20 protein-coding genes and 4 pseudogenes are annotated in these 23,352 nt (G+C 59.1%); 5 read left to right on the top strand and 19 right to left on the bottom strand.

Annotation, left to right across the window (positions count from 1 at the left end; genetic code table 11):
- Window positions 1-117: 117 nt before the first annotated feature.
- Window positions 118-765: pseudogene (gene tnpC / locus C9I57_RS10760) on the top strand (IS66 family transposase); the annotation flags it as partial.
- 48 nt (window positions 766-813) lie between these two features.
- A pseudogene (locus tag C9I57_RS10755) lies at window positions 814-993 on the top strand (IS66 family transposase zinc-finger binding domain-containing protein); the annotation flags it as partial.
- 55 nt (window positions 994-1,048) lie between these two features.
- Here C9I57_RS10755 and tnpA read toward each other — a convergent pair.
- A pseudogene (gene tnpA / locus C9I57_RS33605) lies at window positions 1,049-1,476 on the bottom strand (IS66-like element accessory protein TnpA); the annotation flags it as partial.
- A 74-nt stretch (window positions 1,477-1,550) separates the two neighbouring features.
- Between tnpA and C9I57_RS10745 the strand changes: the two are divergent.
- Window positions 1,551-1,754, top strand: a pseudogene (locus C9I57_RS10745) (IS5/IS1182 family transposase); the annotation flags it as partial.
- Window positions 1,755-1,904: 150 nt separating this feature from the next.
- Here the strand turns inward: C9I57_RS10745 and C9I57_RS10740 are convergent.
- The 16 genes from C9I57_RS10740 to C9I57_RS10660 form a co-directional block, all read right to left on the bottom strand.
- On the bottom strand, window positions 1,905-3,242 hold the full coding sequence (locus C9I57_RS10740) for a hypothetical protein (protein WP_146166197.1): 1,338 nt from the start codon (window positions 3,240-3,242) through the stop codon (window positions 1,905-1,907).
- Window positions 3,235-3,969 carry a TVP38/TMEM64 family protein gene (locus tag C9I57_RS10735; protein ID WP_107150583.1) on the bottom strand — a complete coding sequence of 245 codons (735 nt, stop codon included), beginning with the start codon at window positions 3,967-3,969 and terminating at the stop codon, window positions 3,235-3,237. The genes C9I57_RS10740 and C9I57_RS10735 overlap by 8 nt, the downstream gene beginning before the upstream one ends.
- Window positions 3,966-4,757, bottom strand: a complete 792-nt coding sequence (locus tag C9I57_RS10730) for a glycosyltransferase family 2 protein (protein ID WP_219909864.1) — start codon at window positions 4,755-4,757, stop codon at window positions 3,966-3,968. The genes C9I57_RS10735 and C9I57_RS10730 overlap by 4 nt, the downstream gene beginning before the upstream one ends.
- A 212-nt stretch (window positions 4,758-4,969) precedes the next feature.
- Window positions 4,970-6,106: a glycosyltransferase gene (locus C9I57_RS10725; RefSeq protein ID WP_107150581.1), complete on the bottom strand. Its 1,137-nt coding sequence runs from the start codon at window positions 6,104-6,106 to the stop codon at window positions 4,970-4,972.
- Window positions 6,103-7,359, bottom strand: a complete 1,257-nt coding sequence (locus tag C9I57_RS10720; RefSeq protein WP_107150580.1) for a glycosyltransferase — start codon at window positions 7,357-7,359, stop codon at window positions 6,103-6,105. Before C9I57_RS10720 ends, C9I57_RS10725 begins: the two co-directional genes overlap by 4 nt.
- 4 nt (window positions 7,360-7,363) lie before the next feature.
- Window positions 7,364-8,482, bottom strand: coding sequence for a non-hydrolyzing UDP-N-acetylglucosamine 2-epimerase (gene wecB / locus C9I57_RS10715; RefSeq protein ID WP_107150579.1), 1,119 nt, complete (start codon window positions 8,480-8,482; stop codon window positions 7,364-7,366).
- Window positions 8,479-10,050, bottom strand: a complete 1,572-nt coding sequence (locus C9I57_RS10710) for a polysaccharide deacetylase family protein (protein ID WP_107150578.1) — start codon at window positions 10,048-10,050, stop codon at window positions 8,479-8,481. Before C9I57_RS10710 ends, wecB begins: the two co-directional genes overlap by 4 nt.
- Entirely contained in the window at window positions 10,047-11,429 is a 1,383-nt protein-coding gene (locus C9I57_RS10705; protein ID WP_107150577.1) for a phenylacetate--CoA ligase family protein, read from the bottom strand. Before C9I57_RS10705 ends, C9I57_RS10710 begins: the two co-directional genes overlap by 4 nt.
- 171 nt (window positions 11,430-11,600) lie before the next feature.
- Complete coding sequence (locus C9I57_RS10695; protein ID WP_107150575.1) at window positions 11,601-12,386, bottom strand: ABC transporter ATP-binding protein; 786 nt, start codon at window positions 12,384-12,386, stop codon at window positions 11,601-11,603.
- A gap of 6 nt (window positions 12,387-12,392) precedes the next feature.
- A complete protein-coding gene (locus C9I57_RS10690) occupies window positions 12,393-13,211 on the bottom strand; it encodes an ABC transporter permease (RefSeq protein ID WP_107150574.1) in 819 nt (272 codons plus the stop codon).
- Window positions 13,212-14,627, bottom strand: coding sequence for a mannose-1-phosphate guanylyltransferase/mannose-6-phosphate isomerase (locus tag C9I57_RS10685; protein WP_107150573.1), 1,416 nt, complete (start codon window positions 14,625-14,627; stop codon window positions 13,212-13,214).
- Window positions 14,628-14,695: 68 nt separating this feature from the next.
- Window positions 14,696-15,613: a dTDP-4-dehydrorhamnose reductase gene (gene rfbD / locus C9I57_RS10680; protein WP_440130193.1), complete on the bottom strand. Its 918-nt coding sequence runs from the start codon at window positions 15,611-15,613 to the stop codon at window positions 14,696-14,698.
- A 9-nt stretch (window positions 15,614-15,622) separates the two neighbouring features.
- Complete coding sequence (gene rfbC, locus C9I57_RS10675; RefSeq protein ID WP_107150571.1) at window positions 15,623-16,174, bottom strand: dTDP-4-dehydrorhamnose 3,5-epimerase; 552 nt, start codon at window positions 16,172-16,174, stop codon at window positions 15,623-15,625.
- Window positions 16,159-17,052 carry a glucose-1-phosphate thymidylyltransferase RfbA gene (rfbA, locus tag C9I57_RS10670; protein ID WP_107150570.1) on the bottom strand — a complete coding sequence of 298 codons (894 nt, stop codon included), beginning with the start codon at window positions 17,050-17,052 and terminating at the stop codon, window positions 16,159-16,161. The genes rfbC and rfbA overlap by 16 nt, the downstream gene beginning before the upstream one ends.
- 11 nt (window positions 17,053-17,063) lie before the next feature.
- Complete coding sequence (gene rfbB, locus C9I57_RS10665; RefSeq protein ID WP_107150569.1) at window positions 17,064-18,125, bottom strand: dTDP-glucose 4,6-dehydratase; 1,062 nt, start codon at window positions 18,123-18,125, stop codon at window positions 17,064-17,066.
- 119 nt (window positions 18,126-18,244) lie between these two features.
- Window positions 18,245-19,219 carry a GDP-mannose 4,6-dehydratase gene (locus C9I57_RS10660; protein ID WP_107150568.1) on the bottom strand — a complete coding sequence of 325 codons (975 nt, stop codon included), beginning with the start codon at window positions 19,217-19,219 and terminating at the stop codon, window positions 18,245-18,247.
- Window positions 19,220-19,431: 212 nt separating this feature from the next.
- On the opposite strand from C9I57_RS10660, the gene C9I57_RS10655 reads away from it, so the two are divergent.
- Together C9I57_RS10655 and cysC are read left to right on the top strand one after the other, a co-directional pair.
- Window positions 19,432-20,310: a symmetrical bis(5'-nucleosyl)-tetraphosphatase gene (locus C9I57_RS10655; RefSeq protein WP_107150567.1), complete on the top strand. Its 879-nt coding sequence runs from the start codon at window positions 19,432-19,434 to the stop codon at window positions 20,308-20,310.
- A gap of 134 nt (window positions 20,311-20,444) precedes the next feature.
- Window positions 20,445-21,098: an adenylyl-sulfate kinase gene (gene cysC / locus C9I57_RS10650; protein ID WP_440130192.1), complete on the top strand. Its 654-nt coding sequence runs from the start codon at window positions 20,445-20,447 to the stop codon at window positions 21,096-21,098.
- A gap of 72 nt (window positions 21,099-21,170) precedes the next feature.
- Here cysC and C9I57_RS10645 read toward each other — a convergent pair whose 3' ends face one another.
- Both C9I57_RS10645 and C9I57_RS10640 read right to left on the bottom strand, forming a co-directional pair.
- A complete protein-coding gene (locus C9I57_RS10645) occupies window positions 21,171-21,995 on the bottom strand; it encodes a lysophospholipid acyltransferase family protein (protein WP_107150566.1) in 825 nt (274 codons plus the stop codon).
- 57 nt (window positions 21,996-22,052) lie between these two features.
- Window positions 22,053-23,330: a dihydroorotase gene (locus C9I57_RS10640; RefSeq protein WP_107150565.1), complete on the bottom strand. Its 1,278-nt coding sequence runs from the start codon at window positions 23,328-23,330 to the stop codon at window positions 22,053-22,055.
- Between the last annotated feature and the right edge of the window lie 22 nt (window positions 23,331-23,352).

Here is a 23,352-nt window from a genome sequence, read left to right as displayed (position 1 = left end):
CTGCACCGCGACTTCGGGATTCGCTGCCAGTTCTTCCATCGTGTACACCTGTCCATTAAAGTTGTTAATGGGCACGATGCTCGCGTCAGAACTCCTGCGCTTCAAGGCGCCTTTGCCGGGTGCTTACTGATGACTGACGGCTATGAGCCGTACAACGATGTCGCCGACAATAACCAGCTCGTTCATTTGGGCTGTTGGGCGCACGCGCGCCGTTACATGATCGAGGCTGAAGAGAATCTGCCGAAGGCGCAGCGTGGACGCGACCATCCCGTCAGCGAGTTCATCCGATTGATCGGGACGCTGTTTGCAATCGAATCGCGTTGCGAAGGCATGGCGCCAGCGGATCGGCTCCGTGAGCGGCAACGCGAGAGTCGCTCGGTGCTGGAGCAAATCGAGGCACTGCTTCTTAGACAGTTGAACGCCGTCTTGCCGCAAAGCGCGTTTGGCAAAGCGTTGAGCTACCTGAAGGGCCAGTGGCCGAAGCTGATTCGCTACGTCGAAAACGGCACATGGCCGATCTCGAACAACGCCTGCGAGAATGCGATTCGGCCATTCACGGTCGGCCGAAAGAACTGGCTCTTCTACGACACCGTCGCTGGCGCGAACGCGGCGGCTAACCTGTATTCGCTGATCGAAACCTGCAAGGCAAACAGCGTCGAGCCGTACGGCTACTTGCTCGCGTTGTTCAAGGCGCTGCCAGTTGCTCAGAGCGTCGACGATTACGAGGCGCTGCTTCCATGGCGTCTCACCTCGCCGACTGCCTGACGCACTGCCGGTTGCCTCGCGCAAGCCACGTGATTTATTGCGCGCTTACAGGACATCAGCGAGAAGCTGGACTATACGCCGGGTGTGTCCACGGTCGAGCGTCACATCCACGGCAAGTGGGCCTGCAATACGTGCGAGACGCTGATTCAGGCGCCCGTGCCACCGCATGTGATCGATAAGGGCATTCCCACCGTTGGCTTGCTCGCTCAAGTCTTGGTCGCGAAGTACGGCGTGTGGCGCGACGATCTGGATGAGAGACGCGCGACAAACAAGATGAGAATGGGATGCGCAGCACCAGCCGTAACGTGGCCTCGTTTGGCGAGCCTTCGATCCGCACACGGGTGTTACCCACGTTGATCTCGATGGCGCCCACCGCGTCAGCTCTGGCAACCGGCGTAGCGGACGGTGTAGGCCGCGCTATCTCTTGCGTCGGTGCTTCCACTGTGACTGGCACCAATCCCACCGGATCGTATTCACCGGCGCGCAACGCTCGACGCCATTTGAATATTTGAATAACAAGTTCGTGTTCACCCCGTGCTCCATCGCTAGGCGTGCCACGGATACGCCTGGCTCGCAAGCCAGTGTCGCCAGTCGCCGCCGAAAATCGATGGGGTGATTCGGTATGCCTTTGCGTGAAGTTCTCTTCGGTGCTTCTGTTGACACTGTGGTCCCCGCTACTCGTGTGGTGGGGCCTACTCTGGCAACATTCATTCACACCGTCGAGACGGTGTCGGCGACTCGCTTACTATTGATGCGTGAATCCTTCAAATCCTGGCGAGGTGTGGATTGGTCCGAAGACGCCGGTGCCAGAGGGTGATTTCTTTCGCCAACCGCTGCGCGAGCAGATCAACTTGAAACATCCGTTGGTTCGCCTTGCCGATCTGATCGACTGGGAGCGGTTGAACACGGCGATGAGTTCGAGCTTCGTGTCGCCTCGGGGCCGGCCGGCGACGTCGCCGCGTTTGATCGCAGGGCTGTTGTACTTGCAGATTTAAATCCGGTGCGGAACATTACATTCGATTTGGCCGATCGAAAGGATGCCTTTACGCAGCGAGCATTGAACCATGACACCGGAAAAAGTAGCTATTCCCGCAACTTCTGACCGAAAAAGATAACTGTGGCTCGGGGGACTTCACAGTTCACTTCTTAACTAAAACCATCTGCGTGCCGGGCGGATGAGTCAAGAAGTGCATTTGTGTACCAATCGGAGCTACTTCAAAATTACGTGCACGGTTGACGAAGTCCGTCCTGGCAAAATGGTATTGCTCCCCCCAATCTCGGGGTACCGCGAGCGTAGCAGCGAGAACGAGCGGCAATGCAGCCAGGTAGCGTAACCAGCCAGGCCCACGCGCAATAACTACGATCAACCCACTCCACCAAGCAATCATTGGGTAAAGAAAGTATCGATTTCCGGCCCCGACTGCGTGGATGAACAATGGCCATTGTGGTTCGGTGTGTGACATCAGTGGCTTAGAAAGCGCCAACGCAAACATAGCCAATGTAAAACAAAAGAACTGACGATATGCAGATTCTCCCCACAAGAATGCACCAAACATGAGCGGCGCAGTCAATGCCAAAACACATAGGGATGGCCATACTCGATCGAAGAAACCCAATCGAGCGAATTCACTAACCGCTCCATAACCAAAGGTGCCTCCCAACGGAACCATCGACACAATCCTCGGGAGGAGGTCCATGGAAGCCCCTAGCGGTCCGCTTATCCTGCCCGAGTGAGAAAGGCCGATAATTAACAAGCCTTGAACTAACCCAGTAAGTCCAATTATCAAAAGCCTAACTAAGCGCACCTTCGTTTCCGCCCGGACTGACCTCCACAATTGCAATACCGCGATGGGCCCAAATAGGATCCCGAAAGGCCCGCTTAGCCCGGAAACCAACAAAACCAGGTACTCCACCAGCCGGATGGATGTGGACCGCGGCGGTGAGCTAATGATTAACAGAAATGCGAGAATTGCGAGGTGCCATTGTGAGTCAGTAACGTTAACCGAAGTCTCCTGGGCATTTGGCATTGCCACGAGAAAAATGGCGAACAGATAGCGTGAAGTTGTGTCGGGCCAAACTTCCGCCATACGACTAGTCGCCAGGAATGCCGGCGGGAGCACTTGAACAAGAAGGGCGATGAATGCGAAGAAGATTGGCGCAAGATGCAACGGGAGAGGTAGCGTCAAGAACGCGATCAGACGCTGAACGGAGTTCAAATATCCGCCGTTGGTAATAAAGAACGAAGATATGCCGTTGTTGTATGCGTCCGCATACCAAACCGCGCCATCTTCTCCCCAGAATTCGGCAGTCAACAACTTCCCCGGATTGTGGAGAAAAAGTAGCAGCGCGAACGAGACGAGCAGCACGAGAAAGACGCCAATTGGGTGCCTCTTTCCGACCGTATCCAGCCTGACATTGGCTCTGGCCCAGAGAGTGGTCGCTTCCAATCGGCGCGAGTATTCAAGTTTGCTATTCACTATTCAAACCTTCCGCAATGCACTCCGAGTCGTCGATCGAAAGAACCTCTTTAGCGATCTTGCCAATATGCATGATAAACCATCCAGTGGATGCAACACCAAGCACCATCAGCGAAAGTTTAAGGGGGTTTAGATCGCCGCTCGCCACTGCCCCTAAACCCTGTTTGGCAATTGCGCCCAGGACCACGTAACCAAATAGCGCAGGCAAAGTCGCGAGGGACCCTAACCAATAGCGCCAAAATGTGATTGAAGTCATGCCCAGGACATAGCTGCCAATGGCGAACGGCATTATTGGCGAGCATCTCAGTAGACAGACGGTCCGCCATCCCTTGGCGTCGACAGCCCGATCAATGCGAGCCAGATACGGTTTGTGAGCCAGTTTTCGCTGGATGAAAGGTCGAAGCGCGGTTCTGGCCATCGCGAAAGCAATCCCGGCGCCAACCATAGTACCGACTGCAGTCAGGCCAAAGCCTAGTGGGATCCCGTATACCGCACCCGCAGCAATGCCTAGGGCCGACGCAGGCAAAACGCCACTGATCGCGACGAGCGTCTGCAACATAGCTAATGCGATCCATGCCGACGGCCCGTATGCATCAAACAGGACTACAAGATGACTAATACGTTCACCAATCGAACCGCCATAAATGTGCCAGAGCAGCACGCCGATTAACGGAAGCGACAAGCAAAGCGCAAGCAAGCTCGCGGAAGCAGTTTCTTTTAGCCTCATTCTCTAATACCCTCCATAGAACGAAGGACGCGGCGGGGGTGTGCCGAAAAAAGCGGCGACTTGCGCAAACCCATCTGGTGCAATCGAAAACTGGCCGCCGTACCGAGCACACCAAAGCCGTACGTAACGCTCCGTGAGAAATTAATAGAGGATGCTTCCTCGAAGTAACGCGTAGGACACGAAATCTCGCCTATACGGAAGCCGTAATGCACTGCCTGAGCGATCATCTGATTATCAAACACGAAATCATCAGAACAGGCGTCCAGCGGTAACGTTTCCAGCACTTCTCGGGTCCAGGCACGGTACCCTGTGTGATATTCCGATAACTTGATTCCCAGCAAGACGTTTTCAATAGCGGTGAGTACGCGATTGGCTATGTACTTGTATACCGGCATCCCGCCTCGAAGCGCCCCTTTTCCCAGGATACGTGAAGCCATGACCGCATCGAAATGACCCGACACCAGCATCGCCGCCATGGCCCGCAATAAACGGGGCGTATATTGATAGTCGGGATGAAGCATGATCACTATATCGGCGCCACGCGCCAGTGCTGCTTGGTAGCAGGTCTTTTGATTACCCCCGTAACCCCGATTATTATCATGAACAATAGTGTGAATACCCAAACTTTTTGCGAGGGCAGCGGTATTGTCGCGGCTACAGTCATCTACAAGCAAAACGTCGTCCACCGTATCCAGAGGAATTTCTTGATACGTTTGAAGAAGAGTCTGTTCAGCGTTGTAAGCGGGAAGAACTACCGAAATTCGCTTTCCGTCCAGCATTTTTTTCATTCCAATTAAGAGCCTACATCCCTAAAATATCGCCGATCGAGAAGGAAGCTCAAAATCAAGCGAATCGAAAAATCTGTGCTCATGGGCCCGCGGCCATATTCCACGGCTTCGGATCACGTTTCCCATCGCAGCCGCATAGGTTATGTGGAATTCGGTCACCAGTCAACGATACCTAGGTTGTTAGCGCGGAAGGTCCTATTGATGTCCAACGTTCATTTCACGCCAGCCGCCGCATTGCGATAAAGCTCGCTGTACGCCCGCCCCAGCGCTGCTCCTGAAAACATCGCCTCATACCGCTGGCGTGCCGCGTGTCCCATACGAGCGGCCAACGCACTGTCGGTTAGCAGCGCGCCCATCGCGCGCGCCAATTCGTCGGGATCCTCGGGCTTCACGACAAAACCTGTCACTCCATCCTTATTAACATATGAGGTGCCAGTCCCTACTTCGCAGCACACTATTGGCTTACCGAACATTTCCGCCTCTACCAGCACCATGCCGAAAGCCTCAGAACGCAGGTGAGAAGGGAGCACCATCGCTCTGCATCCTGTGAGCAGGGCAACCTTTTCCTCATGTGTCACCTGCCCGGCAAAAACGACATTGTGCGCCTCGGCCTCTCGCGCCAAGGAAACCAGCCGCTCACGCTCAGGTCCCGCCCCTGCGATGACAACCCGCGCTTTAACCCTCGTTGCCGCGTTGATCAGTGTATGCAGCCCCTTGTAATAGCGCAGGACGCCCAACGCGAGAAAGTACGGCTCGTCGCCAAGTCCGAGCCGGCGCATAAGTGGCGCGTCATCACTTGCGGAGCGCGCGTCGGCCCGGTAGTCCATAATGCCCAGAGGAATCGTCTTCAAGCGTTCAGGCGCAACGAAGGCATTGAGGATGGGACTGGTGCGGGCGTAGGCCGGAGAAGTTGCGACTACTGCCGACATGCCGCCCAACGTCCGCTTCATCATCGGACTATACACGACGCCAAGAGACTTCTGCCTTACGATATCGGAGTGATACGTCATCACTGCCGGCTTCTTTGTCCTACCAAAGAAGTGGAGCAAATCAGCGAACGGCCACGGAAAATGAAAATGCACGATGTCCGCCCAGTCGGCGAGCTCCCTGTATCTTTTCAGCGCGCTTAGCCCGCCAAGGTCACATGATGCCGGTGCTGCCCACGATCTCGCGCGCACGACGCGTCCCTCGTCGAGTTCGAGTTCCGTCGGTACCGGATTGGGAGAAAGCGTCAGGATTCTCGGCTCTACGCCGCATGCGCGCGTCGACAGAGCGATTTGCCGTATAGCCTCCTGCAAGCCCCCAGGCGGATCGGGAAAGTAAGTGCGATAGACATGTACAACCTTCACGTCCGCACCTCCGCGCTACGCGCGACGCAGCCATGGCGCTCGGCATTGCCGTCAGTCCCGTCGCTGGTCCTGAAAGTAATTTCCAGCATCTTGTCGAGACGGCGCTCCCAAGTATTATCGCCAACAGCCACAAGCGTCTCGTCGGCGGTCAGGCGGCCCCGCCGAAGCTGCTTTTCGACAGCGGTAATGAACGCCTCGACATCGCCGGCCACTTCCAGCCCCGCGCGCGGCTCTTTCGCGAAGTCGAGCGGGGTCGACACCACCGGCAAACCCGCTGCCAGATATTCATAGAATTTCATTGGAAACATCGAGCGCGTATAGTCATTCAACAACGTTGGCAAAACACCGACATTCATGCCGCGCAAATACTCAGGCAACGACTGGTAACTACGATATCCAAGCAAATGCACGTTAGGCAACTGGGATAACTGCACCAGCAGCTCGCTGCGCTGCCCCTCTCGCTCTTCGCCGATGATGATCCAGTGCCAAGCCGGACGCGCCTGCGCTGTCTTCAGAATGAGCGGGAGATCGATCTTGAAATCGGACAGCACGCCGTGATAGACGAGTCGCGGCGCTGGAATCTCCGACAAATCAGCCGGCAGCGGCCCTGCGTCCATCGCTTGGCTGAAATGCTCGGCATCAACCACGTTGCCGAAATAATGGGTGTTCGGGTTATAAGGCAGGCATTGCTGCTTGAGTGAAATCGCAGTGGTGAACACGGCATCACAGCAAAGCAGCAGCGCGTTCTGGGCAGTGTTGAACGCACTTACGTCGATACCGGGAATCGCAGCGATGTCGTCCACACAGTGGTACACGAGAGGACCGCGATGTAAGTTCTCTATCGCGCTCAGCATGTACGGGTGGTAGGTCCATATCACCGGATCGGCGAATCGGTGCGCTTTGACAAACCGGGTCACGGACCAGCGCAGCAACGCTTGATTCAGCGACCGTACAAGCGGCCAATGATGCTTGGCCGGCACCATCAGCGGTGACAGCACCCAGATGTTCGCGGCACGACGCGGTGGCCCCACCAGGAGCGATCGAACACCGCGCCATAAGCGGCGCCATAAGCGTGACCAATCTCGCCCGCTTCCGACTTTCGGCGACCGAAAACCCACGCTCTCGACATATAAAATACGCCAACCACGAGCAGCGAGGACGCTAGCGGTATGTTGCTTGTTGGTCCAGTACGGCTCGTCCCAATCTGCGGTCGAAAACAGAACACAATCTCGCGCCTCGAGCACGGCATCCATCCACTCAACCACCGAACACCTCGACAGGACGGCCGAGCAGGCTGTCAAGAATTCGCTGCGAAGCCATACCATCCCCATAAGGGTTCGCGCGATTGTGAAGCTGCGTGCGGCGCGCCGGATCGTCGAGCCACCCCATTACGGCGCGTTCGATACTTTCGGCGGATTGACCAGCCAGTGTCGCAAATCCAGCGTCTACGCCCTCACGACGCTCAGTATGGTTGCGCATCACCACAACGGGAACGCCGAAACTGGGTGCCTCTTCCTGGATGCCGCCCGAATCGCTGACTACGAGCACGCTGCGGCTGATCAGGTAGAGACTCGTTGGGTAATCGACTGGCTCGATCAAAGCAAGGTTAGGAATGCCGGCGAGTTCTCGCATGACGGGCTCTCGCACGGCCGGATTCAGATGAACGGGAAAGATCCACCGGTGGGCACTATAGCGCTCGCACAAGTCACGCAGAACTTGGCAAATGCTCTCAAGTACGGAGAAGTTCTCCCGGCGGTGACACGTGATCAGGATTTGAGACTGCTCGTCGCCAATGAACTCAGGCAGCGAACCGCCAGGCGGCGACTGCTCCCAGCTTTTGCGAACCGCCGCAATCGAATCGACCACGGTGTTACCGGTGACGACGATGCGCTCGGAAGCAATTCCTTCGCTCAACAGTTGTTGACGGGCCAGTTCAGTCGGCGCGAAGTGTAGCGTCGCTATGCGACTGATCAGAGTGCGGTTCGCTTCCTCGGGGAACGGACTCGTCAGATTGCCAGTGCGCAGTCCCGCCTCGACGTGCCCCACTGCGATACCGCGGTGAAATGCGGCAAGGCTCGCACAAAAGGCGGTGGTGGTGTCGCCCTGAACAAGCACCCAGTCGGGATGCACCTGTTCCATGGCATTCTCGAGCGCTGATAGCAGCCTCGCTGACAGCGAGTTCAGCGATTGTCCGGGCACCATCGTATCAAGCGTAATGTCGGGCTCAACGCCGAAAAAGCGATAGGCCTGCTCGAACATTTCTTTATGTTGGCCGCTCGAGCAGATTACCGTCTCGCACTCCGCTCGAAGCGCGGAGACGACGGGCGCCAGCTTAATGGCTTCGGGCCGCGTGCCCATGACCACCATGACCTTCATTGCAGAACCTTCCCGGGCTGGGCTTCGAGATAAGCGCCGCGAAATTCAACGCCGACGGCAAACGGCGTCAGATCCGCTGGCGGTGCCTGAATACGGAACCCTTGCCGGTCTCCAACGACCTGAATCGTCGACTTGTGCCTGAGAAAGTCGAGTGCGACTTCCTCGTTTACGAACAGTGGTTTAGCAGCCTTGTTCTTCATGTAGAGAATGAACTGTTCATGCGCTTCGATGCGAACTGCTTCGTCGCGCCAACCATACTGATAACGCTCTGAAAACGGATGATCGAGATAGCCGAACATCGCGCGGGTCTCGTATGCGAGGTCGAATGCCCGCTTGAACACGGTCAACGCGTCTGCAGCGCTCAACATGCAATCGCCATGCAGCATGCATTGCTGGCTGTGTCCCACGAAGCCCGAGGGCAAGCCAGCCAATTCGCCGCCACGAGCGAGCACGAACTCGGGGTCGTTGCGAATGATGCCGCCAATGCATCCTTCATACCCGGCATCCGCCAGGGCCTGCAGCGCATAAGGAGGCGATTGATGGAACGGAGAAACGGCATAGCGCACTCGGCGCCCGGTCACGCCTTCCAACAAAGCTGCGGAGTGCCGGCCCTCCCCGAGGGCCGCGTCGTAACTCCCCCCCCAATTCGGCGCGTGTGTAGCCGTATGCGAGAGCACGGCACCGCCGTCCGCCAGCAGTTCACGCAGAATCGCGTGATGCTCGGGCTGGTTCAGGTTCTGGGTGTGCACCGCCAATGTGAAAGGAATGCCGAGGCGTCGATAGGCCTGCCATAGGGGACGGGCGGACTCGACGTCTTCATCGCAATCGAGGCGCGACGTAATAACCGCGTCGTAGCCCCACGGAACCTCGCTCAAAACCGGCTTGCACGGTAACTTGTCCGAGCGATAGCCGGACAGAAATTGCTCGACGATCCGCCACTCGAACGAATCGGAAGGCCCCACGGCACGATTGAACCAGAGCACGCTCGAAGCGTCATCATCCCACAGCGCTGCGTATGAGAAACGACGTTCGCCGGCTACCGTAACGGACGCCAGCTCCGCGTCGCTCTCCACGTGGCCCGCCTGTGCAACCGACCACATGGACCCATCACTGCGAATGGCGCCGTAACCAAGGTTGTTCCACTCATCGGTGAAATCGAAACGCTCGAATGATCGATGCCACTGTTGGCCGCCCAGCTTTCGCGCCAGTGCGGTATAGGAAACGGCCGCGCGGCTTTCACGAGCCGCGCCGCTCGGCGCCGACTCGCTTCGGCTATCAGCGTGCAACTCCGCCGGCAATGCACCCGATTCATAGTTGAGGTATCGGGCGACCTCTCGCGGGATACGGCCAAACAGGGCGAGTTTGCGCGTTCCCAACCGTAACCACTGCAAAAGCTCCGCGCCCCATTCGTCAGGGACATCGACGGCCACGACCATGCTCAAAGTGGGCGACTCTAGCGAGCTGCGCGCAATCCATTGAGCTTGCGGAGCGCTGACCGACCTGCGCATCGCTGCCAGCACGTAGTGACCCGCTTCTCGAGAAGCGTTTGGAAACAGGATACCGATCATGCTGCCACCACGTGACGAAATTTGGCCCGATGGCCGACACGGACCAGGTCGTTGTGCCCAACGTACGCAACGGTGAACGCGTCTTGCCAGTACTGACGCAACTTGCGCGTGGTTTCCTCTTCATTCGCCCAAGGTTCAAGGACGATGCACAATGTGGGGGGCGTAGTCCGAAGATCGATCTGGAACTCCTGAATCCCGCCAACGCGATGATCGAGCATGTCCTGGATGTGGTGCGTCGGGTGCGCGATGCCATTGATCGGCACGACATCATGGATGCGCCCGGTGACGTGGGTCAGGAAGAAGCCCTTCCCCGTCTCGACGACCTTCGCAAGATCGCCTGTCGCGTAGCGAATGAGGGGCATCAAACGATTACGGAAGCCCGTGAATACGAGCTCATGGGCACCATCGGGCACGGTATCCGACACCCGGCTCTCGGGCCAGCCTTCCGATTCGAAGACCTGAAGTCCGCCTTCATTCCCGTCGACTTCGTAAGCCATCACGCCAAGTTCGGCGAGCCCATATCGGTCGACGACGCGGCAACGCAATGCCGACGCGATGACTTCGCGAGCGTGCGGCTCGAGCAGTTCGCCGCTGGACTCGAAGACATCGAACGTCTTTCCGCCGCCATACTTGCGCTGCACATAACATGCGAGCGCATACATCGTCGACGGATGCGAATGGGCAAGATACGGCTTGCGGCGCTTGAGCGTCCGCCAGATTTCCTCGAGACCCTCGTCGTCGATGCGGTCGAAAAAGATGTTGCTTCGATTCATTGCGAAGCATTTGAAGTCTTCGCGAGAAGGCCATTCAGGTATCGTCTGATCGGGGAATCGGCAGGCAAAGTGGAGCTCCGAGCGATGACGAAGCTTTCCGATCCGCTCTCGCGCGTAGAAAGTGACTGCAGAGGAGTAGTCCGCACCTTCCTGATCGTAATAGATCGTGCAGGAAAGGCCCGTCGATCCACCGGTCTTGCACGCGTGATGCCGCATCTGCGCAAGAGGCGCCGACAACATGCGATCGCCCTGCTCCCGAATGATGTCCTTCGTCAGATACGGAAGCGCCTCCAGGTAGCGGGGATCGCGCTTTACCTTTTCCGGATCGAACTGCTTCGCCTGGAACAGATCGCGGTAATACGGCACCTGCGCGCCGGCAAAACTGAGGATCGCGGCAAGTCGTTCGACGGCTATATGCCGGCGCTCCTTCATAGGCAACGCATAGTGCCGTCGCAGTTCGGCGATCTTCGGTCGGACGGTGCGCTTCTCCCGGTTCTCCGCTATCGGATAGGCGACATAGCCCGCCGCCAGCCCCTTGAACGTGCGCAGCGGCTGAGTGAGAAAAAGCGTTTCGGAGAAGCGAAGAAACGGATGGTTAGCGCGCATAAAGTTCGAACCCAATAAGATTCACCGCGAGGCAAGCCAGCCGCCAAAGCCAGGCATCCTTCCGCGCCGCCGGCGTATGCGCCTGTGGCGGCGAGAGTCTTTGTTGCCTATTCAATCGCAAGCGCATTTTGCCCAACGTGTCGCACGCAGCCTGGTCAGTTCCGCCTTGCATCAGTGCGGCACGTTCGCCGTGTGACTGACGAGCGGCTGATGATCGTTCGGCTGCGGAGGCGGGGGCGTCACTGCCTCATCGGAAATCACCTTTCCGTGCTCCATTGCAACCTTGCGCGTGCATACACGAGAGACGAGATTCGGATCGTGCGTCGCCAACACTAGAATCGACGCCTGCCCGACCAAAGTCTCCAGTCGCTCGGCGGCCTTTACGCTGAACTCCGCGTCGCCCACACTGAGCCATTCATCCATGATCAGGATGTCCGCCTCGACGCTCGTCGAAATGGCGAACGCCAAGCGGAGCATCATGCCGCTCGAATAGGTTCGCACTGGCAGGTTCAGGTAGTCGCCAAGCTCGCTGAAGTCCGCTATCTCGTCGATCTTGCTCCTGATACGGGCCGGCTTCAGCCCGTCGAGGATTCCGCGAAGATAAATGTTCTCGAAACCGGTCGCATCCGGATCCAGACCCATCGACACGTCCAGCAGTGAAGCGATCTTTCCTCTCACGGTCAGTTCGCCGCGAACCGGTGCATAAACGCCCGACAACGTCCGCAGCAGCGTCGTCTTACCCGACCCGTTATGGCCGACCAGACCGACCCGATCGCCCTCCCCAAAGCTGAAGCTCAGATTGTCGAGCGCCTTGACGATCGCGTGGCGACCCGCATCCTGGCCGATACGGCCTCCGGTAGTGAGGTTGAGCACCGCCTTCTTCAGCGAACGGTGCGAATTCTCGTAAATCGGAAATTCAACCGAGATATTACGAGCAACAATCGATGAAGCAGTCACGATTCTTCAGAGCCAATAAGGAACGCGATTACGAAAACGCCGCAACAAAAACTGCGCGAACGCGAAGCCAACGATCAGAAGACCAACGGACCATGCCCACGATTCCCAATGTATGGGTCGCCCCGTAAGCGGCGCGCGCACTGTCTCGATCAGGTGATAGAGCGGGTTGTACTCGGCGACCCACGCTCGGTTTTTCAAGATCTCAGGCGACCACATCACGGGCGTGAAGAAAAACACGACCTGAATCAGGTTCGTGACGATTGGTGGAATATCGCGAAAGCGTGCGCAAAGGACACCGAGGGTGACACCCACCCACACGCCATGCAGAAGAAGCAACGCCAAGCCGAGCGGCACGAGTAGGAACTCGGGCTTCGGCCATCGACCGAAGGCGACCAGCAGCACCACGACCACCGGCAGGCTGTGTAGAAGAATCACGAAATTGCGCCACGCGATCCGGCAGACGTGAATCGTCAATGGCAGGCGGATCTGCTTGATCAGATAGGCCGCTGAGATAAAGGCCATGCAACCTTCGTTCGCCACCGCTGCCAGATAGCCCCACATCACGAGGCCAACTGCCAGATACGGCAGGTAGTCCGAAATCTCCTGGTGGAGCAACGTGGAATACAGGGCTCCCAGCACGACAACCATGATCGCGGTGCTCAGTGTGAACCAGAACGGACCAATCACCGAGCGGCGGTAGCGCTGGCGGATGTCGTGCCAGCCCAATGTGCCCCAGATCCGAGCAGACTTGATACCAACGATCAGATCATCGTCTTGCGTGTGACGAGTGACATCCGCGCCGTCGCTGACAAACGTTACATCCATTTAAGCACGCCCATAATTGTCTTCGAACCGGACGATGTCATCCTCGCCCAGATATTCGCCACTTTGCACCTCGATCATGACGAGGTCGATCATGCCCGGGTTTTCCAGCCGATGCTTGTGTCCCGCCGGAATGTAGGTCGATTCATCAATGGAAACCAGCAACTCGCGATCGCCATTGACGACCTTCGCCGTGCCGCTCACGACGACCCAATGCTCACTTCTGTGATGATGCATTTGCAGGCTGAGGCTCGCGCCCGGCTTCACCACAATACGCTTGATCTTGAACCGATCCCCCTCTTCGAGGACAGTGTAGCTACCCCACGGCCTGTGCACCGTGCGGTGCACTTTGTACGTCTCGTGACCAAGCGATTTCAGTTCGGCGTAGATCTGCTTTACATCCTGCGCACGTTGCTTCTCGGCCACAAGAAGCGCATCGGGCGTATCGATCACGATCAGATTCTGGATGCCGACCGCGCCAACCATCCGGTCCTCACTACGCACGTAGCAATCCTTGACATCAACGAGCAGCGCCTGGCCTTCGACACGATTACCGTTTTCGTCCGCGGGCGAAAGCTCACTCAGCGCCGTCCACGATCCGACGTCCGACCATCCTAGCTCACAGTGAACCACCGCGGCCGTCTTGCATTTCTCCATCACGGCATAGTCCAGCGAAATATCGGGCACTGTGCCGAAGCTGACGGGGTCGAGCCGTATTTGCGTCCCCTCGTCACCGCCAGCGGACGGTGACTTGGCGATACACTCAGTCACCGCGTCAAGAATGTCCGGACAGTGTTCGCGGATTTCGCGAATCATCGCGCCTGCAGTAAAGCAGAACATCCCCGAATTCCAGAGGAACCTGCCTGACCCGACATACTCGCGCGCTTTTTCGAGGGACGGCTTCTCGACAAAACGAACGACAGCCTCCCCGTCCGCCTCAATGTAGCCGTATGCCGTTTCAGGCGTCTGCGGGCGAATGCCGAACGTCACGATTTTGCCCGCCTGTGCAAGCGCGCTCGCTGCTGCCACGGCATCAGCAAAGGCTTGCTGATCCGCAATCAGGTGATCAGCCGGAAGCACGAGCATGACGGTGTCTTCCCCGTGCGCGCGCGCGGTATGCATTGCAGCGGAGGCGACGGCTGCAGCCGTGTTTCGCCCGAACGGCTCGAGAATGAACGAAGTCAGACATCCGCGGGTGTTGACTTCCCTGAAGTCATCGTCCGTCCTGAAGAAGAGCTCGCGGTTCGTCACCGTAAGCACCTCTTTCACGTCCGGCAACGATGCGGCCCGCAAAAATGCCATTTGCAGCAGGCTGCGCCCGCCCGCCATGCGAATGAACGGCTTCGGATGCAACTCTCGCGAAACGGGCCATAGTCTGGAACCGGCCCCACCGCACAGGATAATTGGCAATAAAGTCACACTGCCCCCCTCAGCAAAGCTGCTCGTTCGGGAACGAAGCCCTTCGGAATGACGCTTCCCGCACCGGTTCAAGATGCACGCGCAGCCCCCGCCAGCTCTGCCAGACACCATTGAAGCGCGTCGCGCCAATGCGGTGCCGTCAGGCCGAATACCCTTGCGAGCTTCTCATTCGACATGCGAGAGTTGGCGGGCCTTCTCGCGGGCGTAGGATAGTCCGACGTGGTGATGGGCAGTACATTCGGCGCCGGGTCGAACTTCGCGCATTCAAAAATCGCAGAGGCAAACCCATGCCATGACGTAGCATCGGCAGCCGTCAGTTGATAAATGCCGGAGCGCTGATTCCACCACTGCGGATCGTTCGCCGCGAATGCCTGCGCCACGACGTTCGCCGTCATGGCCGCAATCGTCTTGCTCCATGTGGGCGCTCCGATCTGGTCTGCGACGACTTTCAACTCTGGCCGCTCCGCGCCGAGGCGCAACATCGTCAGCAGAAAGTTCTTGCCGCGCGCACCGTAGACCCAGCTTGTGCGAAACGTCAGGTGATGCGCGCCAGATGCCGCAATCGCCCGCTCACCGGCAAGCTTGGTCTGCCCATAGACGTTCTGCGGATCCGTCGGATCGTCCTCGAGGTAAACACCGTCTTTGTCGCCGTTGAAAACGTAATCCGTGGAGTAATGAATCAGGGCCGCGCCGATCTTTGCTGCTTCCTCAGCCAGCACGCCAGGCGCCTCTCCATTGATCCGCGTCGCAAGCTCGGGCTCGCTTTCGGCCTTATCGACTGCCGTATAGGCGGCAGGATTCACGATCAGCGCAGGGCGGACCTGGCGCACCACCTCCCGTACTTTCGCGAGATCAGCCAAATCGAGCATCATGCGATCTGCGGCCACGATGTTCCCGAGCCCCTGCAGCGTCCGCACCAGCTCGAATCCGACCTGCCCGTTGGCACCGGTCACGAGGATCGTCCGGTTCATGTCACTCTCGCTCACGTCGGCCCCTTACTCAAAAACGTCGGCTTCGGAAAGTCGCTTCCCTGCCGCATCCTTCGCAGCGAGAACCGGCTCGAAATCGATCGGCCACTCGATACCGATCTCGGGATCGTTCCAGACGATACTCCTCTCGAACTCCGGGAACCAATAATCGGTCGTTTTGTAGAGAAACTGAGCCGACTCGGAGAGAACGACGAACCCATGTGCGAAGCCAGGCGGCACCCACAGCTGCTTGTGGTTCTCCACCGACAAGACAACGCCCACCCACTTTCCGAAATTCGGCGAGCTACGCCGAATATCAACCGCCACGTCGAAGACTTCACCTTCCACCACACGCACGAGCTTCCCTTGCGCATGTTGAATCTGATAGTGCAATCCGCGCAGCACGCCCTTCGCCGAGCGCGAATGATTGTCCTGCACGAACTCGACACCCGGCTCGACCTTGTCCTCGAACTCGCGCGCGTTGAAACTTTCGAAGAAAAACCCGCGCGCGTCACCGAACGCCTTCGGCTCGATGATCTTCACTTCGGGCAATGCAGTCGCTGTTACTTGGATGGCCATGCCACTTGATCCGTGAGAATGTTTTTCAGGTATTGTCCGTAGCCGTTCTTAGCGAGCGGCTCGGCGAGCTTGAGCAGCCTCTCCGCGTCGATCCATCCCCGGCGATATGCGATCTCTTCGGGGCACGCAACGACGAGCCCCTGCCGCTTTTGCAGAGTCGCAATGAAAGTAGCGGCCTCGATAAGCGAATCGTGCGTTCCGGTATCGAGCCAAGCGTAGCCGCGGCCCATGATCTCGACTTCGAGCGAACCCGCTTCGAGGTACCGCGAGTTGACATCCGTAATCTCGAGCTCGCCGCGAGCCGACGGCCTGATATCCGCCGCGACATCGCAAACGCGATTGTCGTAAAAATAGAGCCCCGTCACCGCATAGTTCGAGCGCGGCGCCTTCGGTTTCTCCTCGATCGACAACGCTCGGAACTGCCGGTCGAACTCCACCACGCCGTATCGCTCTGGGTCGTGCACGTGATAGGCGAACACAGTAGCACCCGAATCCTTGGCAGCGGCCCGCTCGAGCTGCTTCGCAAGATCGTGCCCGTAGAAAATGTTATCGCCGAGAATCAGCGTCGACGGATCGTTGCCGATAAAGTCCTTCCCGATGATGAACGCTTGCGCAAGACCATCGGGCGATGGCTGAACGGCGTACTGGATATTCATCCCCCACGCACTTCCATCGCCAAGCATCGCTTCGAAGCGAGGCGTATCCTGCGGCGTCGAAATGATCAATACATCCCGAATGCCGGCCACCATCAACGTCGACAGCGGGTAGTAAATCATCGGCTTGTCGTACACGGGCAGCAACTGCTTTGAAACCGCATGCGTAATCGGATAAAGCCGCGTACCAGAGCCACCCGCGAGAACGATTCCCTTGCGTGCCATGTCCCCCGCCTTTACGCGCGTTGCGCGTAGTTCGTCTCAACCCACTTCCGATATTCCCCGGAAGCGACTTCGTCGACCCACTCGGAATTATCCAAGTACCACTGCACGGTCTTCGCCAAGCCCGTCTCGAAAGTCTCGGCCGGCTTCCACCCGAGTTCATGCTCGAGCTTGCGCGCATCGATCGCATACCGGCGGTCGTGCCCAGGCCGATCCTTCACATACGTGATCTGCTCGCGGTACGAACCGGCGGCCTTCGGACGCGCCTTGTCGAGCAAATCGCAAAGCGTATGAACCACATCGAGGTTCTTCTTCTCGTTCCAGCCGCCGATGTTATACGTCTCGCCAAGCTTTCCACGTGCCAAAACTTCGCGAATCGCGGCGCAATGATCGCCGACGTAAAGCCAGTCACGCACGTTCTGGCCGTCGCCGTAGACCGGCAACGGTTTTCCTCCGAGCGCGTTCGCGATCATCAGCGGAATGAGCTTCTCGGGGAACTGATAGGGACCATAGTTGTTCGAGCAGTTCGTCGTCAAGGTCGGCAGACCGTAGGTATGGTGGTACGCACGCACAAGATGGTCGGAACCCGCTTTCGTCGCCGAATAAGGACTGTTCGGCGCATACGGCGTCGTTTCAGAGAACTGAGGATCGCTTGCGGACAGGGAGCCGAATACCTCGTCCGTCGACACGTGCAGAAATCGGAACGCCGCCTTTTCGGTATCGCCGAGGCTGTTCCAATAGCTCCGCGCGGCTTCGAGCAGCGTAAAAGTGCCCACCACGTTGGTACGAACGAAATCCGCCGGCCCATGAATCGATCGATCCACGTGGCTCTCGGCCGCGAAATGGACGACCGCCCGCGGCTTATGCTCGGCGAAGAGTGCCTCGAGGGCGGGTCCATCGCAAATATCGACCCTGGCGAATACGTGCTTCGGGTTGCCCAGCAGTGACTTCAGCGTGCCGAGATTGCCCGCATAGGTCAGCTTGTCGACGTTGAGCACAGCCTCATCGGACTGCCGCAGCCAATCAAGCACGAAATTGGCGCCGATGAAGCCGGCGCCACCCGTAACCAGGATCATGGAGTTTCCTTACGAAGGATGGGGACGAGACGTCAAATTTTGCAATTATAAAGGCCCCACGCCCAGAAACCCTCAGTTCTAACAACTCGATACAGCCAGCCGGCCAAAAAAGTGTCGCATCAAGGAGACGGTTCGAGGGTCAATGGACGCTCGACATCGATTCCGGCACCGCACATCCACCGAATCGTCTCCCCGAAATCGATCGGCGTGACAAAGGGCGCCAATCGGCGCAGCTTGGCCGCCGATCCCACGAGCACTTTTACTTCGTTGTCGCGCACGAATGCGCGATTGGTTCGAATCTCGGGGTCGTGCCCCGTTACCTCGCGGACGATATCGATGACCTCGCGCAAGGTGCGTGGCCGCTCACTGCAGACATTGACGGTCTCCCCGACGGCAAACGACTCGAGCAGCGCTCGATAGGCTTTAGCGACCATGCGCACATCGGAAAAGTCCCGCGCGACGTCGAGATTGCCGAGCTCGACGAACGGCCGGCGTTGCGTGAAATGCGACACGATCTTGGGCACGAGAAAGCGACCGGATTGACCGCGGCCCGTGTAGTTGAACGGCCTCGTAATGACGATCGGCAGCTTGTCGCTCCAGGTTCGCGCGAGATGCTCCATCGCGAGCTTACTCGCGGCATAGTGATTGACCGGCGCCGGCGGCGCGCTTTCGTCAATCACCCCCGCAGCGTTTCCATAAACGTTCGCGCTGCTCGCGATCAACACCTTCCCCGGATGGCACCCTACGTCGATACAGGCTTGGAGCACATTCAGTGCGCCAAGTACGTTGACGCGATACATGTCGAGTGCGATATCGTGCGCCACGAAGCTGATGGCGGCGAGGTGAACGATATGCGTCGGCTTAATGGTACCGATGACACGCCGGCACTCATGCACCGACGTGATGTCGAGCACGTGCTCGTGCTCGGCGGGTGGCTGTCGCTCGAGGTCGGCCCGAGTCAGTGTGCCGTGCACTTCGTAGCCGGCTTGCAACAGCTCGTCGCGCACGTATTCGCCCGTAAAGCCTCGAACGCCCGTGATCAACGCGCGCCGAATCGTTCGCCGCGTGGGAGGGTCCTGATTTTTAGTCGGCATTGGCTTTGCTCGGTCAGCTCGACGGTTCGCCAACAGGCAACCGCTCGTTCATGTCTTAGGCCGGCCCCATTCTATGCACTGAAATTAGCGAGCAAATCTGAAAAAAATTGTCTGCTGCGGTACAGTTCGATCGGAAAAAGTGTCAGGCTCGCTCGTTGCGGGTGCGCACGGACACATTACAAAGTACGCATAGCACTCTGCCGCCTCTCGCCATGAACAACCCTGTCTACGACGGAACCCCGTTCGCCTTCGGCGACCTCCAAGGCTGCCACGAGCCCTTCATGCGTCTGCTTGGGCAACTGCCCGCAGGCGCGGACACGCCACTCTGGTTCGCCGGCGACCTAATCAACCGCGGCCCCGACTCTCTGGCCACGCTGCGTGAGGTCGCAGGCCTGGGCGCACGCGCCACCGTCGTGCTCGGCAACCACGATCTCCACCTGCTGGCCGTCTCGGCCGGCGTGAGGCGCACCAAATCGGGCGACACGTTGAGCGATATCCTCGCCGCGCCCGATGCCCCCGACCTGCTCGACTGGTTACGTCACCGCCCTCTTGCTCACTTCGAGCGCGGAATGCTCCTCGTCCATGCGGGTGTGCTGCCGCAATGGAACGCCGCATTGACGCTCGAACTGGCCGAGGAACTGGAGCGCGCCTTGCGTGGCCCCGATTGGGCCGAGACGCTCGCGGACCTCTACGGCAATGAGCCGCGCGCTTGGAGCCCGGATCTGCGGCGAAAGGAGCGCATGCGCGTGGCATTCAACGCGCTGACGCGCATTCGTTTCTGCTCCACCGACGGCAAGATGGATTTCGCCGCGAACGGCGGCCCTGCTTCCGCGCCCCTGGGGTACATGCCTTGGTTCGACGCGCCGGGCCGCCGCACGGCCGATATCACCGTCGTCTTCGGCCACTGGGCGGCGCTCGGCCTCATGATGCGCGACAACGTCATCGGTCTCGATTCGGGATGCGTCTGGGGCAATCGCCTGTCTGCGGTACGGCTCGCAGCGAACCCGGCGGAACGAACGCTCGTGCAGGTGGACTGCGGCGGGTGCGGCGGTGCCGCCGACGAACGCGCACGGGCGCAATCGAATGCGTGATGGGCACGCTCATCGACAGCAAGCCCAACAAATCTCGAAACATTACAAGTGAAAAATTCCGTAACCATTCCCGGGTTCTTGAGAATCGTCATCTTTTCTAGAATTGCTATTTGAATACGAACTTCGGAGCAATCTTGCGAACCCTCGACGGCTTGGGCCCGGAAAGCGGCTCGATACAAGGCGGACGCGACGCATCGCGAGCGCGAGCGTGGCAGTTGCCGTCCCGCCGCATGGAGCTTGCCGCCGAAAGCTACGGCGGCGTGCTCTGGATGACGGGACTTTCCGGCGCGGGCAAATCGACGCTGGCCAACGCGCTCAAGGAGCAACTCGAAGCGGACCGCTACCTCGTGACGGTGCTTGACGGCGACATACTCAGGACGGGACTCAACGCAGGATTGGGCTTTAGCGACAGCGATCGCCGCGAAAATATCCGGCGCACCGCGGAAGTCGCGGCAATGTTCAAGCGCGCGGGCTTCATCGTCATCGCCGCGCTGATTTCGCCGATAGCGGCAAATCGGGCGCTCGCCAGAACGATCGTAGGCGAGCGGTTCTTCGAAGTCCACGTTGACAGCAGCCTCGAGGTTTGCGAATCGCGCGATCCGAAGGGGCTTTACGCGAAAGCGCGCAACGGAGAACTGCGCGAATTCACGGGCATTACATCGCCCTATGAGGCGCCCACTTCGCCGGATCTGGTAATCGATACGTCGCGCGCGAGGATCGCCGATTCAGTCGCGAAGCTGGCGGGCTTTATCGACGCACATATCGAAGGTCGGCGCTTCGAACGCTAGCAAACGTTGGCGTGCTTAGAAGCGCCGGTCCAATGAAGCAAGCCAATCGCAGCCTTCCCGAACAGCGCTTTCTCATGCACCGCCTGCCCCGCCGGCTTCGGCAGGCCGTCCCTCATCGGGCATCTGCTCATACCGCACTTCGGCGCCAACGGGCGGCGGCCACTTCGCCTGCATCCACGTGAGGGCGGAGGCCACGGCATCTCTCGCCTGCGCCGCGAGGAGGCGCCGGTCGTTCGTGGGCATGATCGGTTCGCCCACGAAAACATGCGCCGTGATCGGCCCGCCAGACAACGTCGCATCGAGCGATTCACCAAGCGACATCTCTCCGATATAAGCGGGCGCCGTGGTCTGCCGTCCCTGCGCATCCTCATAAAGCAAGCAAATCGGCTGCACCGGACATCCGGCCGAAACGGCCGCTTGAAACAGATTCGCGTGAAACGGCAGCAGCGACACGCCGTCCGATGTCGTGCCCTCGGGAAACACGCACATCACTTCCCCACTCTGAAGGCGCGCGGCCATCTCGTGCATCGTCCTCAGCGCGTCCTTGCGCTTCTCGCGTTGAAGAAACACGGTGCCGAGCCGGTACGCAAGCCAGCCGACGATCGGCCAATCGCGCACCTCGGCCTTCGATACGAACGGCGTCGGCCGCCACGCATTGATCACGTAGATGTCGATCCACGAAATGTGATTGCCGACGACGAGCACGCCCTGATCGAGCCTGCGCTCGTCACCGTGCACGACGAGCCGCATGCCCGACAAGCGCAGCAGCTTCAGCGACCAGGCACGGATCCGCGCGTTCTTGTACGCCTCCGACGCGCGGGAAAAGCGCGTGGCGACGACCCACATGCCATGCAGCAGATGCACCACGAGCCGAATCTTGGCGAGCCCTACCTTCATCGCGTCCACCCTTAGTTCTCTTATTCGTCTCGTCCCGTCGCCATCAATGCGACGAGCTCAATTCCGCTCGAATGCGACACGTCCCGCAACGATCGTCGCGCGCACACGCGCGGGCAGTTCGTAGCCGAGGAACGGCGTGTTGTGCCCCTGGCTCTTCAGCGAGCGAGGCTCAACTCGCCAGTGCGCGCCCGCATCAAAAACGCAAATGTCGGCCGTCGCGCCGACGTCGATACGCCCCGCCGGCAGCTTCAGAACGTCGGCTGGCGCCGCCGTGACGCGGTTCAACGCCTTGGCGAGCGGCACGCGCGCATCCTCGGCCCATTTCACCGTCAACGATAGTAGCAACTCGAGCCCCGTCGCACCCGGTGTCGCTTCGGCGAACGGCAGCAGTTTCTCGTCGTCGTCGACGGGCGTGTGGTCGGAGCAAATCGCGTCGATCGTGCCGTCGGCAAGCCCAGCGCGGATCGCCTCGCGGTCGCGCTGCGAACGCAACGGGGGATCGAAGCGGAACTGTGCATCGAAGTAGCCGATATCGACATCGATCAGATGAATGTGGTTTGCCGACACATCACACGTCACGGGCAAGCCCTCAGCCTTGGCTTCGCGCACGAGTGCGATTCCGGCGGCCGATGAGAGATGCGGTAGGTGAACGCGCGCACCGGTGACGCGCATCAACTCGAAAATCGTATGCAGCGCGATCGTCTCCGCCGCAACGGGCACCCCAGACAAGCCGAGGCGCGACGCGACCGCGCCGCTCGCGGCAACGCCACCCTTCGCTAGATACGCATCGAGCGGGCGCAGCCAGGCTGTATAGCCGTACGTGCTCGCATACTGAAGCGCGCGCAGGAGCACCTGCGTATCGACGATCGGCAGATCCGCTTGAGAAAACCCCACACAGCCGGCCTCAGTCAGCGCAACCATCTCGGTGATGACCTGCCCCTTGAGCCCGACGGTGAGCGCGCCGAGCGGGTACACGTGCGCGCGATCGAGGTTGCGCGCGCGAAACTTGAGCATCTCCACGAGGCCCGGCTCGTCGAGGATCGGATCGGTATCGGGCGGGCAAACGAGGCTCGTCACGCCGCCCGCGAGGGCCGCGGCCGTTTCGGATTCGAGCGTCGCCTTGTGTTCGTAGCCAGGCTCGCGAAGCCGTGCGGAAAGGTCGACGAGACCGGGTGCCACGTAAAGTCCGTTCGCATCGATCGTCTTCGTCGCTTCGAAATCGGCCGGCGCCAGACCGTTCCCGACGATCTTGCCGTCCGCGATGAACACATCCGCTCGTCGCTCGGTGCCGGCCGCCGGATCGATCACGGTGCCGCCTTGGATATGAATCTTCATGCGCTGCTCTGCTCTCTTCTAT

The sequence above is a fragment of the Trinickia symbiotica genome (genome assembly GCF_003028655.1).
In the GTDB taxonomy this organism is placed as follows: Bacteria; Pseudomonadota; Gammaproteobacteria; order Burkholderiales; family Burkholderiaceae; genus Trinickia; species Trinickia symbiotica_A.
This window is presented reverse-complemented; position numbering and strand designations above follow the sequence as displayed.

Coding starts and splice junctions, on each gene's coding strand:
- C9I57_RS10735 (WP_107150583.1), bottom strand. CDS start 3,969: ATGAGGCTAAAAGAAACTGCTTCCGCGAGCTTGCTTGCGCTTTGCTTG.
- wecB (WP_107150579.1), bottom strand. CDS start 8,482: ATGAAGGTCATGGTGGTCATGGGCACGCGGCCCGAAGCCATTAAGCTG.
- rfbC (WP_107150571.1), bottom strand. CDS start 16,174: ATGGCCATCCAAGTAACAGCGACTGCATTGCCCGAAGTGAAGATCATC.
- C9I57_RS10720 (WP_107150580.1), bottom strand. CDS start 7,359: ATGGATGCCGTGCTCGAGGCGCGAGATTGTGTTCTGTTTTCGACCGCA.
- C9I57_RS10660 (WP_107150568.1), bottom strand. CDS start 19,219: ATGCCGACTAAAAATCAGGACCCTCCCACGCGGCGAACGATTCGGCGC.
- C9I57_RS10640 (WP_107150565.1), bottom strand. CDS start 23,330: ATGAAGATTCATATCCAAGGCGGCACCGTGATCGATCCGGCGGCCGGC.
- C9I57_RS10645 (WP_107150566.1), bottom strand. CDS start 21,995: ATGAAGGTAGGGCTCGCCAAGATTCGGCTCGTGGTGCATCTGCTGCAT.
- C9I57_RS10705 (WP_107150577.1), bottom strand. CDS start 11,429: ATGCGCGCTAACCATCCGTTTCTTCGCTTCTCCGAAACGCTTTTTCTC.
- rfbA (WP_107150570.1), bottom strand. CDS start 17,052: ATGGCACGCAAGGGAATCGTTCTCGCGGGTGGCTCTGGTACGCGGCTT.
- C9I57_RS10690 (WP_107150574.1), bottom strand. CDS start 13,211: ATGGATGTAACGTTTGTCAGCGACGGCGCGGATGTCACTCGTCACACG.
- C9I57_RS10730 (WP_219909864.1), bottom strand. CDS start 4,757: ATGAAAAAAATGCTGGACGGAAAGCGAATTTCGGTAGTTCTTCCCGCT.
- C9I57_RS10710 (WP_107150578.1), bottom strand. CDS start 10,050: ATGATCGGTATCCTGTTTCCAAACGCTTCTCGAGAAGCGGGTCACTAC.
- C9I57_RS10655 (WP_107150567.1), top strand. CDS start 19,432: ATGAACAACCCTGTCTACGACGGAACCCCGTTCGCCTTCGGCGACCTC.
- rfbB (WP_107150569.1), bottom strand. CDS start 18,125: ATGATCCTGGTTACGGGTGGCGCCGGCTTCATCGGCGCCAATTTCGTG.